A 15,973-nucleotide genomic window follows, 5' to 3' on the forward strand; every position below is an offset into this window, starting at 1 on the left:
GCAGAACCGAACCCCGGTCCACCCATCCCCCCCTGCGCGGCCCGACGGCCGCGCCCCGGTGATCGGGCACCCGGAATCCGCCCCCGGATCCACAAGGAGAGCCCGTGGACTTCAGCTTCCTGTCCGACCCGCGCTACGACATCCTCGGCGCGTTCTGGATGACCATCCAGCTGACCTTCTTCTCCGCCATCGGCGCGCTCGTCCTCGGGACGGTGCTCGCGGCCATGCGGGTCTCACCGGTTCCGGTGCTCCGGGGGTTCGCCACGGTGTACGTCAACATCGTGCGGAACATCCCGCTCACCGTCGTGATCATCATGATGTACTTCGTGCTCTTCTCGCAGCTGGGTCTGCGGGTCGCCGAACGGACCCCGGGGGTCAACCCGCAGGGGTACCTGGACACCACGAACTTCCGCCTCGCGGTCATCGGGTTCATCCTCTACACGGCGACCTTCGTCGCCGAGGCGATCCGTTCCGGCATCAACACGGTGCCGCCGGGGCAGGCCGAGGCCGCCCGGGCCATCGGGCTCCGCTTCACCCAGGTGCTCGGGCTGATCATCCTGCCGCAGGCGTTCCGGGCGGTCATCGCGCCGCTCGCCTCCGTGCTCATCGCCCTGATCAAGAACACCACCATCGCGTCGGCCATCGGGGTCGCCGAGGCGTCGGTGATCATCGTGACCGGCATCGAGTTCAACCCCGACCAGATCACCGCGATCTTCCTGGTCGTGGCCCTCGGCTTTATCGTGCTCACCCTGCCCACCGGCCTGCTGCTCGGCGCCCTGGCGAAGAAGATGGCGGTCAAGCGATGAGCGATCGACTCTCCGTCCTGTACGACCACCCGGGCCCCAAGGCCCGTCGACGCAACGCCGTGCTGTCGGTCGTCGTCGCGCTGCTGCTGCTGGCCGGGCTCTGGTGGATCTACGACACCCTGAACGGTAAGAACCAGCTGACGGCGCAGAAGTGGGAACCGTTCCTCACCGCGCAGATGTGGACGACGTACCTGCTGCCCGGTCTGCTGGAGACCCTGAAGGCAGCCGCCCTCTCGGTGATCATCTCCATCCCGGTCGGCGCCCTGCTCGGGGTCGCCCGGCTCTCGGACCACGCGTGGCTGCGCTGGGTCGCCGGGATCGTCGTCGAGTTCTTCCGGGCCATCCCGGTGCTGATCCTGATGGTCTTCGCGGCCGCGTTCTACGCCCTGTACACCGGGGTGTCCTCCGGGGCCCGACCGTTGGTCGCGGTGGTCACCGCCCTGGTCCTCTACAACGGATCGGTGCTGGCCGAGGTGTTCCGGGCCGGCATCCTGTCGCTGCCCAAGGGCCAGACCGAGGCTGCCGTCGCCATCGGCATGCGCAAGACCCAGGTGATGACGCAGATCCTGCTCCCCCAGGCGCTGACCGTCATGCTCCCCGCGGTGATCAGCCAGCTGGTGGTCATCGTCAAGGACACCGCGCTCGGCGGCATCCTGCTCAGCTTTGCCGAGCTGCGTCGGGCGGCCGGCACCGCGGCGAGCGTGTACGGCAATTTCCTGGCCGTCTACGTGGTGGTCGCCGCCATCTACATCGCGTTGAATCTGCTGCTCGGGTTCGGCGCCGGGTACGTGGAGAAGCGCATGCGGGTGCGGCGGGGCGGCGGTACGGCCGGGCTCGAACCGATCACCGGGGTGGGCGAGGCAGGGGTTCCCGCCGCTCTGGTGCCCGACGACCGCGCCACCTGACAGCGAATGCCGTGCGGCCCGGTGAGCCGGGCCCGGGTGCAGAGCGGAGGAACGGCGGTCGGCATCAGCCGGCCGCCGTTCCCGCGTCTCCGGCCCGAGCCGCGGGAGTCACACCGTCAGGGCGTCGTGCACACGACGACCGCCCCGTCTCGACGACGGACCTGCCGGACCACCGGAACCCGGCACTGCGGGCCGGGCACGGGGACGCGCCGGCCGGCACCGGGTGGCCGGCCCCTTCGCGGACTGTCGCTGATGGGGTGTCCCGCGGCGCTTCCTGGTCGGGTGGGACGACCGACCAGCGCCTCGGCAGCACCGCTGGCGGTGGCGGTGGGAACCGGGCCTCAGCGGGCGATCTCGGTGGCCCGGGACTCGCGGATGACGGTGACCCGGACCTGACCGGGGTAGGTCAGCTCCTCCTCGATCTGCTTGGCCACCTCCCGGGCCAGGATGTGCGCCTCCAGGTCGTCGACCACGTCGGGCTTGACCATCACCCGGAGTTCGCGGCCGGCCTGCATGGCGAAGACCTTCTCGACGCCCTTCTTGGCGTTGGCGATGGCCTCGATGCGCTCGAGTCGCTGGACGTAGTTCTCCAGGCTCTCCCGACGCGCGCCGGGGCGGCCGCCGGAGCAGGAGTCCGCTGCCTGCGTGAGGACGGCCTCGACGGTGGCCGGGGCGACCTCGTCGTGGTGGGCCTCGATGCAGTGGGCCACGTCGTCGGACTCGCCGTACTTGCGGGCGAGCTCGGCCCCGACGAGGGCGTGGGACCCCTGGGCCTCGTGGGTCAGGGCCTTGCCGATGTCGTGCAGGAAGGCACCGCGGGTGACGACGGTCGGGTCGATGCCCAGCTCCTGGGCCAGCCCGCGGGCGATGTGCGCGGTCTCGACCAGATGGCCGAGCACGTTCTGACCGTAGGACGTCCGGTACTTCAGCCGGCCGACCAGGTACATCAGCTCGGGGTGCAGGTCGTCGAGGTCGACGGCCAGCACCGCGTCCTCGGCGGCGCGCCGGCACAACACGTCGACCTCGTCGCGGGCCCGCTCGTAGGCCTCCTCGATGCGGTGCGGGTGAATGCGCCCGTCGTCGATCAGCATCTGCAGGGTGATGCGTCCGATCTCCCGCCGCACCGGGTCGAAGCAGGACAGCAGGACGGCCTCAGGGGTGTCGTCGATGATGACGTTGACCCCGGTGACCGTCTCGAAGGCCCGGATGTTGCGGCCCTCGCGCCCGATGATCCGGCCCTTGACCTCGTCGTTGGGCAGGTGCAGCACGGAGACCACCGTCTGCGCGGTCTGGTCGCTGGCCACCCGCTGGATGGCGTCGGCGACGATGACCCGGGCCTTCTGCTTGGCGTCGGCCTCCGCCTCCCGCTCGATGCGGCGGGTCATCAGGGCCATGTCCCGCCGGACCACGTGCTCCTGCCGGGCGAGCAGCTCGGCGCGGGCGTCCTCCACGGTCAGCCCGGACACCCGGGTGAGCTCGGTCTCCTGGGCCGCGGCGGCCTGGTCGAGGTCGCGAGCCCGCTGGTCCAGGGCGTTCCACTTGGCCTGCAGGTCCTCGTTCTCCTGGCTGAGCACCCGCATCCGCTGGTCCAGCTCGGCACGCACGGTGTCCAGGGCCCGTCGGTCCGCCCCGACCCGCTCCTGCTCGTGCAGCGCGGACCGCTGGGCCTCGGCCAACGCATCGGTGGCGTCCTGCAGTCGCCGTTCGGTGCGCTCGAGGTCACGCCGGTCCTGCTCCAGCTCGCCGGCGATCTGATCGCGCAGGCGGCGGCGTTCGTCCTCGAGTCCACTGCGCAGGGTCTGCACCTCGGACCCGGCCTGGGCCACGAGGCGCTGGGCGTCGGCACTGGCCGAGGCTCGGGCCCGATCGGCTTCCTCCCGGGCCCGGCGTCGTTCCTGCTGGGCCGCCTCGACGGCAGCCGCTGCCTCGGCCCGCATCCGGGCGGTGTCGGCCACGGCCGCAGCCCGTTCTCGTTCGTCACTCTCCGCGGCCTGCGTGACGGCCGCAGCCACTCGGGCGCCGTCCTCGACAGACCGGTCCGTCGATGTCTTGGACTCGGGGCGGTCGGTGGGTTGGACTGCGTCCGCCAGCAGCCGCCGCAGGGCTGCCTCGTCGAAGGCCGGGGCAGGCGCGGGGCGCCGCCGCACGATCACCATGAGCAGAACAAGAACAGCCACGAGGACCACGACGAGAAGTCCGGTCATCACCGCTGGCATCGGACCCCCCTCGTCGACCCGCCCGAGCAGGCGGCAGGAGCCGTCAGCGGACGCGTGGACTGGGCGTGCGACCTCGACGGCACCCTGCAGAGGGGTGCCCCGGTACGGGCCCTGATGTGACGGGCCTGACGCGGCAACGCTGCCGATATAGGTCGCGCTGGCCGGTGACCGTGCGCGAATCGTGATTCTCCTGTGACACCGAGGTTAGGGAGGACCTCCGCAAGGGTCAAGCCGAGCGAGCGACGGCCGTACCGAGCGAGCAGCCCGATCGGATTCACCGGACGCTCGGAGTGAGCGGAGCAACCATCGACGGCGCCCCACCCGGGTGCCCCGAGCTCCGACAGGGTCGCACGGGATCAGTCGGCGTCACCGAACGGATCGTCGGACTCGGACCATTCCGCGGTCTCCCCCGCATCGGCCGGCATCTCGCGGACATAGGCGTCCACCGCCTGACCGACGACTTCGTAGGCCACCGCCGGGGCATAACCACGCCGGGCCAGCAGACCGGCCAGACGCCGTCGGGCCGCCAGCGGTCCGGCAGCCATGGCCGCGGCGAGGCGACGATCGACCAGGGCACGGGCGCGGATGCGCTCGGCGGTGGGGTCGATCTCGGCGACGGCCGCGGACACCAGTTCCGGGTCGACACCCTTGCGCCGCAGCTCCTGGCCCAGCCCGGCGCGACCCAGTGCCCGGTCCCGATGTTTGGTGCGGACGAACGCAGCCGCGTAGGCCTCGTCGTCGATCAGGCCCACGGTGGTGAGCCGGTCCAGCACCGTCTCCGCGACCTCGTCGGGGATGCCCTTGCGGGTGAGGGACTGCTTGAGCCCGGCCCTCGGCCGCGCGGAGATGGCCAGCAGGCGCAGGCAGATGGCCTTCGCCAGGACCGCCGGATCACCGGGGTCGTCCTCCGGGTGCCCGGGGGCCGAGGAATCGGCGCCGCGACGGGAGCGGCGCCCACCGTCCCGGCCCCGCGGCCGCCGTGGGTCAGCGGAATCCGGCTCGTCCTCGTCCGCGTCGTCACCCGCGGTGGAACGGGAACGGGCGGTCGCAGCGATCTCCTGGGCGAGTCGAGCGACCACTTCGGCCCGGTCGACGGGGGTCTCCCCACCGACCGGACCCTTCGCCGGAAATGTCTTGGTGTCCCCCGACGGCCCGGCACCGGCACCGGCCGAGCCGGCCGGTGCCGGTCCGCCGCCGGCGACCGGATCGTCGGAGGTGGACACGCGGATCAGAAGTCGACGGGAGCCGGGACCGGCACGTCCTTGTCGACCTGGGCACCCACACCCAGCTTCTCCTTGATGCGCTTGTCGAGCTCCTCGCAGATGTCGGGGTTGCTCTGCAGGAACGTCCGCACGTTCTCCTTGCCCTGGCCGAGCTGCTCGCCGTCGTACGTGTACCAGGCGCCGGCCTTGCGGATCAGACCCTGCTCGACGCCGACGTCGATCAACGAGCCCTCTCGCGAGATGCCCTTGCCGTAGATGATGTCGAACTCGGCCTGCTTGAACGGCGGAGCGACCTTGTTCTTGACGACCTTGACCCTGGTGCGGTTACCGATGATGTCGGTGCCGTCCTTCAAGGCCTCGATGCGTCGGATGTCCAGACGGACGGAGGCGTAGAACTTGAGCGCCTTGCCACCGGTCGTCGTCTCCGGCGAACCGAACATGACGCCGATCTTCTCGCGCAGCTGATTGATGAAGATCATCGTGGTGTTGGTGTTGCTCAGTGCGCCGGCGATCTTCCGCAGTGCCTGGGACATCAACCGGGCCTGCAGGCCGACGTGGCTGTCGCCCATCTCGCCCTCGATCTCGGCGCGCGGCACCAGGGCGGCGACGGAGTCGACGACGACCAGGTCGATGGCACCGGAGCGGATCAGCATGTCCGCGATCTCCAGGGCCTGCTCACCCGTGTCCGGCTGGGACACCAGCAGGGCGTCGGTGTCGACCCCGAGATGCTTGGCGTACTCCGGGTCCAGCGCGTGCTCGGCGTCGATGAACGCCGCGATACCGCCCGCCGCCTGGACGCTGGCCACCGCGTGCAGGGTGACCGTCGTCTTGCCGGAGGACTCCGGACCGTAGATCTCGACGATGCGCCCCCGCGGGAGACCACCGATCCCCAGGGCCACGTCCAGGGCGATGGAGCCCGTGGGGATGACCTCGATCGGTGCGCGGCCCTCGTCACCGAGGCGCATCACCGAACCCTTGCCGAACTGCTTCTCGATCTGGGCCAGGGCGATGCCCAGTGCCTTCTCGCGATCCGGTGCTGACATGATCTGGCCCGCGCCTTTCCTCGGGTTTCCGGTGGAATCGTCCACCGGTATGCGATGTGCTTGTGTCGAGTCCGACCGTAGGACGGACCACCGACAGTCGCCCCCGCCACGACCGTGCTGTGGATGGATCGCTGCCTGTGGACAACCCTAGACGTACAGGTGTTCGACCCGCGAGACCCGCCCGGCGTGTCGCAGCGCCGGGCCGGGGGCGGTGAGGCCGGCGAGCACGGACCGGCTCGTGCAGGCCGACCGGCGGACCGGGGCACCGGTCGGCGCCCGTATCGTGGCCGCGTGCGAATGACCGAGTTCCGCGGGCTGATGCGGGAGCATTTCGGCCCCCACCGCGCCGCCAGCGTCGCTCACGACCATGTCTTCAGCGCCCTGGAGGGACGCACCGCCGACCAGGCGCTGCATCAGGGCGAGAACCCACGGACGGTCTGGTTCGCGGTGTGCGACTCGTTCGACGTCCCGGACACCCTGCGGTACGGCCTGCCCGACTGACCGGGCGTCCGGGTCGGATCGGGGTCAGCGGCCGGTGGTGCCGGCCGACAGCTCGCGCATGCCGGCGGCCAGCCCCCGGAGGCGCTCGACGACCTCGGTGAGGGCGGGGCCCGGGCCGGCCAGATCGTGGGTCGCAGCGACGGTCTCGGCCGTCGCGGCGACCAGGTGGCCGTAACCGCCCACCCCGTCACGCACCTGCGCCGTCAGACGTTCGACCATCGCCCGGACGCCGGCCACCTCCGCCGCGTCACCGCCCGCCGAGCGCGCCCGCAGCAGGGACGACAGCTGCGCCGCCTGCTCCCGCAGGCGCCGCTCCGCGGCGTCGGCGGCCGAGATGATGTCGGTGCGCAGGGACGCCACGGAGGGGTCGTCCGCCAGCAGCCCGATCATGGGGACCAGCCCGCGCAGGGCGTCGGAGTAACCGCTGAGCTGCTCCATCTGGGGCCGGACGGCCGAACCCACGGCCGGCCGGGCGGGTTGGGGCGGCGGCAACTGCCGCACCACGGCACGCCGGGTCCGGAGGTCGCGGGCGGATCGCAGGACACCGGACAGGCACCACAGCAGGAGGATGACGAAGGCGACCAGCCCGGCGGCGGCCGCCCCGGAGAACCCGGACACCAGCGTCACCGTCTGGAAGGCGGTCCCACCCGCTCCCACCACGGCTCCCGCGGACCAGATCTTCACCCGGCGTCGGGCGGCGGTCTGCCGGCGCCGCGCGACCGCGGATGCGTCCCGCCGCGCACGCACCATCTCCGCCGCGCTGCTGCTGACCGTGCCGACCACGTCGCTGCCGCGGGCCACGGCCATGCCCGTCCCCACCAGCCCGGACCCGGCCGACCGCACCACCTTGATCAGGTCGGTGCGGGCGGTGGGCCCGTTGCGCCTCATGGCCTCAGGCCTGACCGTTCGGCGCGGACTGCTGCACCCCCGGCTTGTTCAGGTCCGGGGTGGCGCCGGCGGCGGCGTCGATGGCCCGGGACTGGCCGGCACCGAGCTCGGGGTGCAACTGGGCGCGCAGCTGATCGAGGCGGCTCGCGCCGGCCATGTCCAGGGTGGACTTCTGCACCTCGAGCATGCGTCCCTCGACGGAGTCCTGGTGCAGCTCGGTCGAGCCGAGCGCGTTGGCGTAGCGGCGTTCGATCTTCTCGCGCACCTCGTCGAGGGAGGGGGTGCTGCCCGGGGCGGACAGCTGAGACATCGACTGCAGGGAGGACGACACCTGCTCCTGCATCTTGGCCTGCTCGAGCTGGGACAACAGCTTGGTCCGCTCGGCCAGCTTGGTCTGCAGCTGCATGGCGTTGTTCTCGACGGCCTTCTTGGCCTGCTGTGCCGCCTGCAGGGCCTGGTCGTGCATGGCCTTGAGGTCTTCCATCTGCTGCTCGGCCGCGACCAGCTGGGTCGCGAACGCCTGGGCGGTCTGCTCGTACTGGCCGGCCTTGACCTCGTCACCCTTGCCCCGGGCCTCGTCGGCCAGCACCAGCGCCTGCCGCGCGGAGGACTGCAGCCGCTCGACGTCGCCCATCTGGCGGCTCAGCTTCATCTCCAGCTGCCGCTGGTTGCCGATGACGGCCGCCGCCTGCTGGGAGAGGGCGGCGTGCTGTCGCTGGGCGTCCTCGATCGCCTGCTGGATCTGCACCTTGGGATCGGCGTACTCGTCGACCTTGGAGGAGAACAAGGCCATCATGTACTTCCAGGCCTTGGTGAACGGGTTCGCCATCGGGTCCGATCCTCTCGCGCCAGCGTCGACTCGGGCCACCGCAGGTGGCCACCGCTCCATCGTGTCAGGTGACGGGACCGGCTTCCACCTCCGGCGGTGCGACTCAGGGGTGAAAGGCACAGAAACAGGGTCGGACCGGGGTCGACCCGGAGCCCGGGGCAGCACCGCCCGCCGCACACCGGACCCCTCCACCCACCGCCGACCCGCCGGCCGGCCCGGGGCGTCGGGGCCGCTGGCTACAGTGTTCCCCGCGGAGGACGGTCGCCTCCCGCGCGGCCGGCGCCCTGGCGAGGGCACCCGCATCCGCCCCCACGCCTACGGAGATGAGGCACCGTGGCTCGTCACGCCGACGGAGGTCGCCGCCGGGGCGTGGCGCCCTGGATCGTCGTCACGGCTGTCGCCGTGGTCGTGCTGGCCGCGGCCACCGTGATCTGGGTGTCGGTCACCGGTCGGGACGAGCAGGACACCGCGACCTGCACCTCGGACGCCGTGCTGTCCGTCCTCGCCTCCCCCGGCGCCGTCGGCGGGATCACCGCCGCGGCCGCGGCGTTCGACGCCACGCGTCCGGTCGCCCGGTCCACCTGCATCACCACCGCGGTCCGCGCACCGACGGACGGGGCGGCGGAGTCGCTGCTGGACGGGTCCGCCCAGGACGCCGCCGGTCCGGCGGTCTGGGCGGCGGCGACGGAGAGCGAGGTGACCGCGCTCGAAGCGCAGGACGCCGCCCTCACCGCGGGCCGCGACGACCGCCCCGAGGCCACCTCGCCGGTCGTGCTGGCCGTCGGCGACGGCGATGTCGCCGCACTGAGCGGCATCACCTGGTCGGATCTGCCGCAGGTGTTCACCCCGGGCGCCCGCCTCACCCTGGTGCTGCCCGACCCGGCGGCCAACCGGGCCAGCTCCTACGCGCTGCAGTCGGTGGTGGCCGGGGCGACGAACGCCGGACCGGCGAGCACCGGAGCGGCTCCGGCGGTCGACGCCGCGGCGGTCACGGCGGCCGCGCCCGCCCTGCGCGCGCTGGCCGCGGGGACCACCGCGCCGGGTTCCACGGCCGACGCCCTGGGCGCACTGGCTCCCGGACAGGTCGTGCCGGTGGTGGAGTCCGAGCTCATCGCCTGGAACCGGGACCATCCGGATGCTCCCCTCACCGCCGTGCATCCCGGCGGGCCCACGGCCGGCGACACCGTGCTGGTGCTGCAGCTGACCGCCCCGTGGGTCGACCCCACGGCCGCCGATGCGGCCGGGCGGTTCGCCGGGTTCCTGCGCGGGGAACAGGGTCGACAGGCCCTGGTGGACAGCGGGTTACGGGTGGACGGCGTCTCCCCGACGACCCCCGAAACCCGGGTCGACGCAACGGCGACCGTGCCGCTGCTCGCACCGGCCGGCATCGAGGTCACCGACCAACTGATCGAGGTCGTCTCCGGTTGATCCGGCCGGCGGGCGGCGCCGAGTACGGAGGGGCGTCAGCCGGTGTACCGCACGGCGGACCGACCGATACCCATCAGGGTCCGGTCGAGTTCACGGCCGTCCGCGGTGGAGACGAAGCAGGCCACGGTGATCGGACCCTGTGCGAAGCGTCGGGTGGGGGGCGGCTCGGCCGGATCGGTCCGCACCACGAGGTCGCCACTGCCCTCGGGATCACCGCGGAGCAGGAGGCGGGCGGTCACCGCGCGGCAGGACGCCAGCACGGCGGCGAAATCCGCGGCGGCCGGCTCGGCGAGCGATCCGGTGGCCATCAGCTGCCCCCGGTGGGGGCCGCCGCAGTCCACCGCGCGGGGTAGACCGGCCAGGTCCACGGTGGGCCAGCACAGGCCGTACGCCGACGGCGGCACCCCGGCACCGAGCGTGGCCCGGACCGTGCCGCGGTAGGGGGCGGCGGAAGCGGGGGTCAGGACGCAGGCCATCCAGAGCTGCCCGTTCTGCCGCCGCAGACGGTCCGGCCCGACCCACCGGGTGGCGATGGGCAGGGCCGGGGACCACTGCAGCGCGATCGACTCGGTCGGGGCGTCCGGCAGCGGGCGACGCCGTCCACGGTGCGCAGACCGACGTAGTCCACCGCGGCGGCCCGACAGCGGGCGTCCCGGTCCGCCCCGGAGGACCGGGTGAGCGCGCCGGTGACGGCAGCTCGGTCGGTGATCACCGCGACCACCTCGCCGAGCTGCCCGCCGGCGCACCCGCCGGTGGAGGGCGACCCGAAGGAGGTCACTCCCACCGCCGGCAGGGTCGCGTTGTTGGTTGCCTGCGCGGGAGAGGCCTCGGCCTCCGGGGTGACCAGGGCGGCCGGGCCGGTCGGGGTCTCCGTCGGCTCGCGCAGCAGGCAGTCACCGACCGCAGGCGGACCCGGCAGCGGCGCCGCGGCCGCGTCACCGCGTACACCCCGGCCGCCCATCACCGGGCCGACCAGGGCGAGCGTCACCGCGAGCAGGAGCGTCATCGCCCCGGTCCACCGGCGGTCCATCCCGTCACGGTAACCGCGAGCGGTTCCCGGATGTGAGCGCCGTCACGGGAGTCAGCGGCCGGCGTAGCTCTCCAACGGCGGGCAGGAGCACATCAGGTTGCGGTCGCCGTAGGCACCGTCGATGCGACCCACCGGCGGGAAGTACTTGTGGGCCGGGTCCACCCCGGCCGGGAAGACGGCCTCGGCCCGGCTGTACGGATGCGTCCACTCGGACACCAGCGCGGCCGCGGTGTGCGGGGCGTTGCGCAGCGGGTTGTCCTCCGCCGGCCACTCCCCCGCGCCTACCCGGTCGATCTCGCCCCGGATCGCGATCATCGCGTCGCAGAACCGGTCGATCTCGGCGAGGTCCTCGCTCTCCGTCGGCTCGACCATGAGGGTGCCGGCGACGGGGAAGGACATGGTCGGGGCGTGGAAACCGTAGTCCGCCAACCGCTTCGCCACGTCGTCGACCGTCACGCCGGTGGCCTTGGTGATCGGCCGGAGATCCAGGATGCACTCGTGGGCGACGAAACCGCCGGCGCCGGTGTAGAGCACCGGGAAGTACTCGTCGAGCCGCCGCGCGACGTAGTTGGCCGCGGCGATCGCGGTCAACGTCGCCGCCCGCAGTCCGTCCGCGCCCATCATCCGGATGTACGCCCACGAGATCGGCAGGATCGACGCCGATCCCCAGGGAGCGCCCGACACGGCACCGATCCCGGTCTCCGGACCCGCCTCGGGGACGAGCGGGTGGGTGGGCAGGAACGGCGCGAGGTGCGCGGCCACGGCCACCGGGCCGACCCCGGGGCCACCGCCGCCGTGCGGGATGCAGAACGTCTTGTGCAGGTTCAGGTGCGAGACGTCCCCGCCGAAGACGCCCGGCTGGGCCACACCGACGAGGGCGTTCAGGTTCGCCCCGTCCACGTAGACCTGACCGCCGGCCGCGTGCACCAGCTCGGACAGCTCGGTGATCGAGTCCTCGAAGACTCCGTGGGTGGACGGGTAGGTGACCATGATCGCGGCGAGCGAGTCGGCGTGCTGGTCGATCTTGGCCTTCAGGTCCGCCATGTCGACGTCCCCGGTGGCCGCGGTCTTCACGACGACCACGGACATGCCGGCCATCACCGCACTGGCCGCGTTCGTGCCGTGCGCGGAGGCCGGGATGAGGCACACGGTGCGGTGCTCGTCGCCGCGGGAGCGGTGGTAGCCGCGGATGGCGAGCAGGCCGGCGAACTCGCCCTGGGACCCGGCGTTGGGCTGCAGGGAGACCGCGGCGTACCCGGTGATCTCGCACAGCCAACTCGACAGCTGGTCGATCAGGGCGCGGTAACCGGCCGAGTCCTCGGCGGGGGCGAACGGGTGGATGCCGGCGAACTCGGGCCAGGTGACGGCCTGCATCTCGGTGGTGGCGTTGAGCTTCATCGTGCAGGAGCCGAGCGGGATCATCGTCCGGTCCAGGGCGAGATCGGTGTCCGAGAGCCGACGCAGGTAGCGCAGCATGGCCGTCTCGGAGCGGTGGGCGTGGAAGACCGGATGGGTGAGGAACTCCGAGGTCCGGGTCAGCTCCCGCGGGAGGGCCGAGCCGGGGGCGGTGTCCGCGCCATCGGTCCGTTCGCCGGTGAAGGCGCCCAGGACGAGTTCCAGGTGGTCGTCGGTGGTCGCCTCGGACACCGAGACCTGGACGACGTCGTCGCCCTCGACCCAGAGGTTGACGCCCCGCTCGCGGGCGGCGGCGGCGATCGCCCGGGCACGGCCGGGCACCTGCAGTCGCAGCGTGTCGAAGTAGTGCTCGTGCTCGGGGGTCACCCCGGCTCCGGTGAGCATCGCGGCGAGCTTGCGGGCGCGCCCGTGCACGTCGCGGGCGATCCGGGTCAGCCCCTCGGGGCCGTGGTAGACGGCGTACATGGAGGCCATGACGGCCAGCAGGACCTGCGCGGTGCAGATGTTGCTGGTCGCCTTCTCCCGGCGGATGTGCTGTTCGCGGGTCTGCAGGGCCAACCGGTACGCCGCGTTCCCGGCGTCGTCCTTGGAGACGCCGACGAGCCGGCCCGGGAGCTGGCGCTGGAGGTCGCTGCGGACGGACAGGAAACCGGCGTGCGGGCCACCGAACCCGAGAGTCACCCCGAAGCGCTGGGCGGAGCCGACGGCGATGTCTGCGCCGAGCTCGCCGGGCGGGGTCAGCAGGGTGAGGGCGAGCAGATCGGTGGCCATCGCCACCTTGGCCTCGCGCTGGTGGGCGATGTCGATGACGGCGCGGTGGTCGCAGACGGCGCCGGAAGCTCCGGGGTGGGCCAGCAGCAGACCGAAGAAGTCGCCGGCCGGCAACCCCTCCTCGCCGAGCGTCAGATCGGCGACGACCAGCTCGATGCCCAACGGCTCGGCGCGGGTGGCCAGGACGGCCAGGGTCTGCGGCAGGGTGTCGGCATCGACCACGAAGCGGGACGACTTGGAGCGGGCGGTCCGCCGGATCAGCGTCATCGCCTCGGCGGCCGCGGTGGACTCGTCCAGCATGGACGCGCCGGCCACGTCCAGGCCGGTCAGGTCGCAGACCGCGGTCTGGAAGTTCAACAACGCCTCGAGCCGGCCCTGGGAGATCTCCGGCTGGTACGGCGTGTAGGCGGTGTACCAGGCCGGGCTCTCCAGCACGTTCCGCTGGATCACCGCCGGGGTCAGGGTGTCGTGGTAGCCCATGCCGATCATCTGCACCATGGGCCGGTTGCGCGCGGCCAGGGCGCGGAGCTCGGCCAGCGCCTGCACCTCCGAGGCCGGGGCGGGCAGGTCGAGCGGGGCACCGGACCGGATGGCGGCGGGCACGGCCCGGGCCTCCAGCGCGTCGAGGTCGGCCTGGTCCAGTACGTCCAGCATGGTCTGCAGACCGGGACGGTCCGGACCGATGTGCCGTTCGGCGAACGCGGACGGGTTCAGGGGGATGCTCATGTGCTCTCCTCGACGCGGGGTGGTGCCCGGGTCTCCCCCTCAGTCACCGCGTGGCGCGGCTCCAGAGGTGTCTGCTCCCCGCGGTTCGTTGGGCCTGAGAGGTTGGCGGGGAGAGCTTGCTCCTTCGGCGTCCGGCCGCTCGACGACGAGCCGGTCGGACTCTCCCGCGGGGGATCGTCGACCCGTCGAATCTACCAGCGTGGGTCCGGCCGACCCCGACGGACGGCCGGGGCTCGACGCGTCAGGAGCGGTGCACGATCTCCAGGTGGTGTTCGACCCCACGGTGCAGGTCGACGTGCACGGTGAGGCCGGCCCGCCGGGCGGCGAGCACCCCGGCGGCCAGCGCCGCGACCAGGCAGACCGAGCCGGACACGACGAGGGCGAACGGCGCCCCCCAGGCCTCCGTGATGGCCCCGACCACGATGGAACCGATCGGGGTGCCGCCCATGAAGACCAGCATGTACAGGCTCATCACCCGGCCCCGGAGCTCGGGGTCGGTGGACAGCTGCACGGTGGAGTTGCCCAGGGTGTTGAACAGCACGGACACCAGGCCGGTGATCACCAGCAGGGCCACGAAGGGGACGAACCACGGGGTCAGACCGAGCAGGATCAACAGCAGACCGACCCCCGCTGCCGCGGCGAAGAGCACGGCGAGCCGGGCGGTGGTGGCCCGGGCGGCGATCAGGGCGCCGACCACCGATCCGGCGGCCAGGGCGGTGTTGAGCAGGCCGAAGACATCGGCGCCGGAGTTGAAGACGTCCTTGGTGTACGCCGACAGGATGATGGCGAAGTTGTAGCCGAAGGTGCCCACGAAGAAGACCAGCACGATGGGCCAGAGCAACCGGGGCCGGGTCCGGACGTACTGCAGGGCCTCACGCAGTTGCCCCGGGCCACGACGGGCCAGGGTGGACGGGGTCAGTTCCGAGGTCCGCATGAGGGCGAGCCCGGCCAGCACGGCCAGGTAGCTGACGGCGTTGATGGCGAAGGCCCACCCGGAACCGACCGCGCTGATCAGCACGCCGGCCACGGCCGGTCCGACCAGGCGGGCGAGCTGGAAGTTGCCGCTGTTCAGGCTGACCGCGTTGCGGACCAGCTCGCGCGGCACCATCTCGTTGACGAAGGTCTGCCGGGCCGGGTTGTCCACCACGGTGGCCATCCCGAGCCCCAGGGCGATGACGTAGACGTGCCAGACCTCGACCAGGCCGGTCAGCGCGAGGGTGGCCAGGATCGCGGCGAGCAGCAGCATGACGGTCTGGGTGATCATCAGCAGCGTGCGCTTGGGATAGCGGTCGGCGAGCAGCCCGCCCCACAACCCGAACAGCATCATCGGCAGAAACTGCAGGGCGGTGGTGATGCCGACGGCCAGGGGCGAGTTCGTCAGCTGCAGGACCAACCAGTCCTGCGCGATGCGCTGCATCCAGGTGCCGGTGTTCGAGACGACCTGCCCGGCGAAGAACAGGCGGTAGTTCCGCAGGTGCAGGGCGGCGAAGAGGGTCGGACGCCCGGCGTCCGGCGACGGTTCCTGCACGCCCGGGGACGTGGTCGTGGCGGTGCTCGTGGTGTTCTCCTGGACTGCTCGGCGCTCCCCCGCCGGGGCGGGTCGGGACTCGGACGGACGGGGACGGGGTGGGGCGCTCACTCGAGATGGGCCAGTCGGTGCAGAGCCGGCGCCGCGGCGGTCAGCATCTCCCGGTCGGCCGGGTCGAGCCGGTCGATCTGCCGGGCCAACCAGGCGGTGCGCAACGCGCGGGAGCGCTCGATGAACTCCTCGCCGTCGGCGGTGATGCTGACCTGGACCTGACGGCCGTCGGTCGGGTGCGGGTCCCGGCGGACCAATCCCTGCCGTTCCAGCGATTCGACGATGCGGGTCATCGACGGGGGCTGGACGTGCTCTGCCCGGGCCAGCCGGCCGGGGCTCGTCGGACCTTCCCGGAACACCCGCCCGAGGACGGCCGACTCGGTGGCGGGGAGGCCGTCGCCGGCCTGCTGGTGACGGAGGCGTCGGGCCAGCACGAGGACGGCCCCGCGGAGCGTCGCGACCTCGGACAGCCCGGCCGGATCGGCCGACGACGGCGCGGCGGTCTCGTCGCGGGGCGCGTCTGCGGTCATGTTCTTAGGCTACCTCATTACCCTTGCTCACGACGGCGCTGATGGTCGGGAACGCGAAGGACCCCCGGTCGGCAACCGGGGG

14 protein-coding genes and 1 riboswitch are annotated in these 15,973 nt (G+C 72.3%); of the genes, 4 read left to right on the forward strand and 10 right to left on the reverse strand.

All coding sequences use genetic code 11. The features are described 5' to 3' along the window. Positions 1–104: 104 nt before the first annotated feature. A complete protein-coding gene (locus tag J2S58_RS05705) occupies positions 105–806 on the forward strand; it encodes an amino acid ABC transporter permease (protein WP_205258431.1) in 702 nt (233 codons plus the stop codon). Beyond that, a complete protein-coding gene (locus J2S58_RS05710) occupies positions 803–1,711 on the forward strand; it encodes an amino acid ABC transporter permease (protein ID WP_205258430.1) in 909 nt (302 codons plus the stop codon). Before J2S58_RS05705 ends, J2S58_RS05710 begins: the two co-directional genes overlap by 4 nt. Positions 1,712–2,052: 341 nt before the next feature. On the opposite strand, the gene rny is transcribed toward J2S58_RS05710, so the two are convergent. From rny to recA, 3 genes are all read right to left on the reverse strand, one after another. Next, positions 2,053–3,915: a ribonuclease Y gene (gene rny, locus J2S58_RS05715; protein ID WP_205258429.1), complete on the reverse strand. Its 1,863-nt coding sequence runs from the start codon at positions 3,913–3,915 to the stop codon at positions 2,053–2,055. A 368-nt stretch (positions 3,916–4,283) separates the two neighbouring features. Next, positions 4,284–5,150, reverse strand: a complete 867-nt coding sequence (locus J2S58_RS05720; protein WP_205258428.1) for a regulatory protein RecX — start codon at positions 5,148–5,150, stop codon at positions 4,284–4,286. Between the two features lie 5 nt (positions 5,151–5,155). Then, positions 5,156–6,196: a recombinase RecA gene (gene recA / locus J2S58_RS05725; RefSeq protein WP_344470578.1), complete on the reverse strand. Its 1,041-nt coding sequence runs from the start codon at positions 6,194–6,196 to the stop codon at positions 5,156–5,158. Between the two features lie 294 nt (positions 6,197–6,490). Between recA and J2S58_RS05730 the strand changes: the two genes are divergently transcribed. Continuing rightward, positions 6,491–6,694, forward strand: coding sequence for a DUF3046 domain-containing protein (locus J2S58_RS05730; RefSeq protein WP_205258469.1), 204 nt, complete (start codon positions 6,491–6,493; stop codon positions 6,692–6,694). A 24-nt stretch (positions 6,695–6,718) separates the two neighbouring features. Here the strand turns inward: J2S58_RS05730 and pspM are convergent, their stop codons facing one another. Further along, the gene (gene pspM / locus J2S58_RS05735) at positions 6,719–7,582 is read right to left on the reverse strand and encodes a phage shock envelope stress response protein PspM (RefSeq protein ID WP_205258426.1); all 864 of its coding nucleotides are present in this window, start codon (positions 7,580–7,582) and stop codon (positions 6,719–6,721) included. 4 nt (positions 7,583–7,586) lie between these two features. Further along, on the reverse strand, positions 7,587–8,411 hold the full coding sequence (locus tag J2S58_RS05740) for a PspA/IM30 family protein (RefSeq protein WP_205258425.1): 825 nt from the start codon (positions 8,409–8,411) through the stop codon (positions 7,587–7,589). Between the two features lie 333 nt (positions 8,412–8,744). Here J2S58_RS05740 and J2S58_RS05745 point away from each other — a divergent pair, with 333 nt between their 5' ends. Next, a complete protein-coding gene (locus J2S58_RS05745) occupies positions 8,745–9,839 on the forward strand; it encodes a hypothetical protein (protein ID WP_205258424.1) in 1,095 nt (364 codons plus the stop codon). Between the two features lie 35 nt (positions 9,840–9,874). Here the strand turns inward: J2S58_RS05745 and J2S58_RS05750 are convergent, their stop codons facing one another. From J2S58_RS05750 to J2S58_RS05770, 5 genes are all read right to left on the reverse strand, one after another. Then, complete coding sequence (locus tag J2S58_RS05750) at positions 9,875–10,315, reverse strand: hypothetical protein (protein ID WP_205258423.1); 441 nt, start codon at positions 10,313–10,315, stop codon at positions 9,875–9,877. Next, on the reverse strand, positions 10,300–10,869 hold the full coding sequence (locus J2S58_RS05755) for a hypothetical protein (RefSeq protein ID WP_205258422.1): 570 nt from the start codon (positions 10,867–10,869) through the stop codon (positions 10,300–10,302). The genes J2S58_RS05750 and J2S58_RS05755 overlap by 16 nt, the downstream gene beginning before the upstream one ends. Before the next feature lie 51 nt (positions 10,870–10,920). Next, positions 10,921–13,782, reverse strand: coding sequence for an aminomethyl-transferring glycine dehydrogenase (gene gcvP, locus J2S58_RS05760; RefSeq protein WP_205258421.1), 2,862 nt, complete (start codon positions 13,780–13,782; stop codon positions 10,921–10,923). A 71-nt stretch (positions 13,783–13,853) separates the two neighbouring features. Next, a riboswitch (glycine riboswitch) is annotated at positions 13,854–13,959 on the reverse strand. A gap of 64 nt (positions 13,960–14,023) precedes the next feature. Beyond that, entirely contained in the window at positions 14,024–15,310 is a 1,287-nt protein-coding gene (locus J2S58_RS05765; RefSeq protein WP_205258420.1) for an MFS transporter, read from the reverse strand. Between the two features lie 107 nt (positions 15,311–15,417). Continuing rightward, the gene (locus J2S58_RS05770; RefSeq protein WP_205258419.1) at positions 15,418–15,891 is read right to left on the reverse strand and encodes a MarR family winged helix-turn-helix transcriptional regulator; all 474 of its coding nucleotides are present in this window, start codon (positions 15,889–15,891) and stop codon (positions 15,418–15,420) included. Positions 15,892–15,973: the final 82 nt, after the last annotated feature.

It is taken from the genome of Nakamurella flavida (assembly GCF_030811475.1).
Lineage (GTDB): Bacteria > Actinomycetota > Actinomycetes > Mycobacteriales > Nakamurellaceae > Nakamurella > Nakamurella flavida.

Coding starts and splice junctions, on each gene's coding strand:
- J2S58_RS05710 (WP_205258430.1), top strand. CDS start 803: ATGAGCGATCGACTCTCCGTCCTGTACGACCACCCGGGCCCCAAGGCC.
- rny (WP_205258429.1), bottom strand. CDS start 3,915: ATGACCGGACTTCTCGTCGTGGTCCTCGTGGCTGTTCTTGTTCTGCTC.
- J2S58_RS05730 (WP_205258469.1), top strand. CDS start 6,491: ATGACCGAGTTCCGCGGGCTGATGCGGGAGCATTTCGGCCCCCACCGC.
- pspM (WP_205258426.1), bottom strand. CDS start 7,582: ATGAGGCGCAACGGGCCCACCGCCCGCACCGACCTGATCAAGGTGGTG.
- J2S58_RS05740 (WP_205258425.1), bottom strand. CDS start 8,411: ATGGCGAACCCGTTCACCAAGGCCTGGAAGTACATGATGGCCTTGTTC.
- J2S58_RS05750 (WP_205258423.1), bottom strand. CDS start 10,315: ATGGCCTGCGTCCTGACCCCCGCTTCCGCCGCCCCCTACCGCGGCACG.
- J2S58_RS05755 (WP_205258422.1), bottom strand. CDS start 10,869: ATGGACCGCCGGTGGACCGGGGCGATGACGCTCCTGCTCGCGGTGACG.
- gcvP (WP_205258421.1), bottom strand. CDS start 13,782: ATGAGCATCCCCCTGAACCCGTCCGCGTTCGCCGAACGGCACATCGGT.
- J2S58_RS05770 (WP_205258419.1), bottom strand. CDS start 15,891: ATGACCGCAGACGCGCCCCGCGACGAGACCGCCGCGCCGTCGTCGGCC.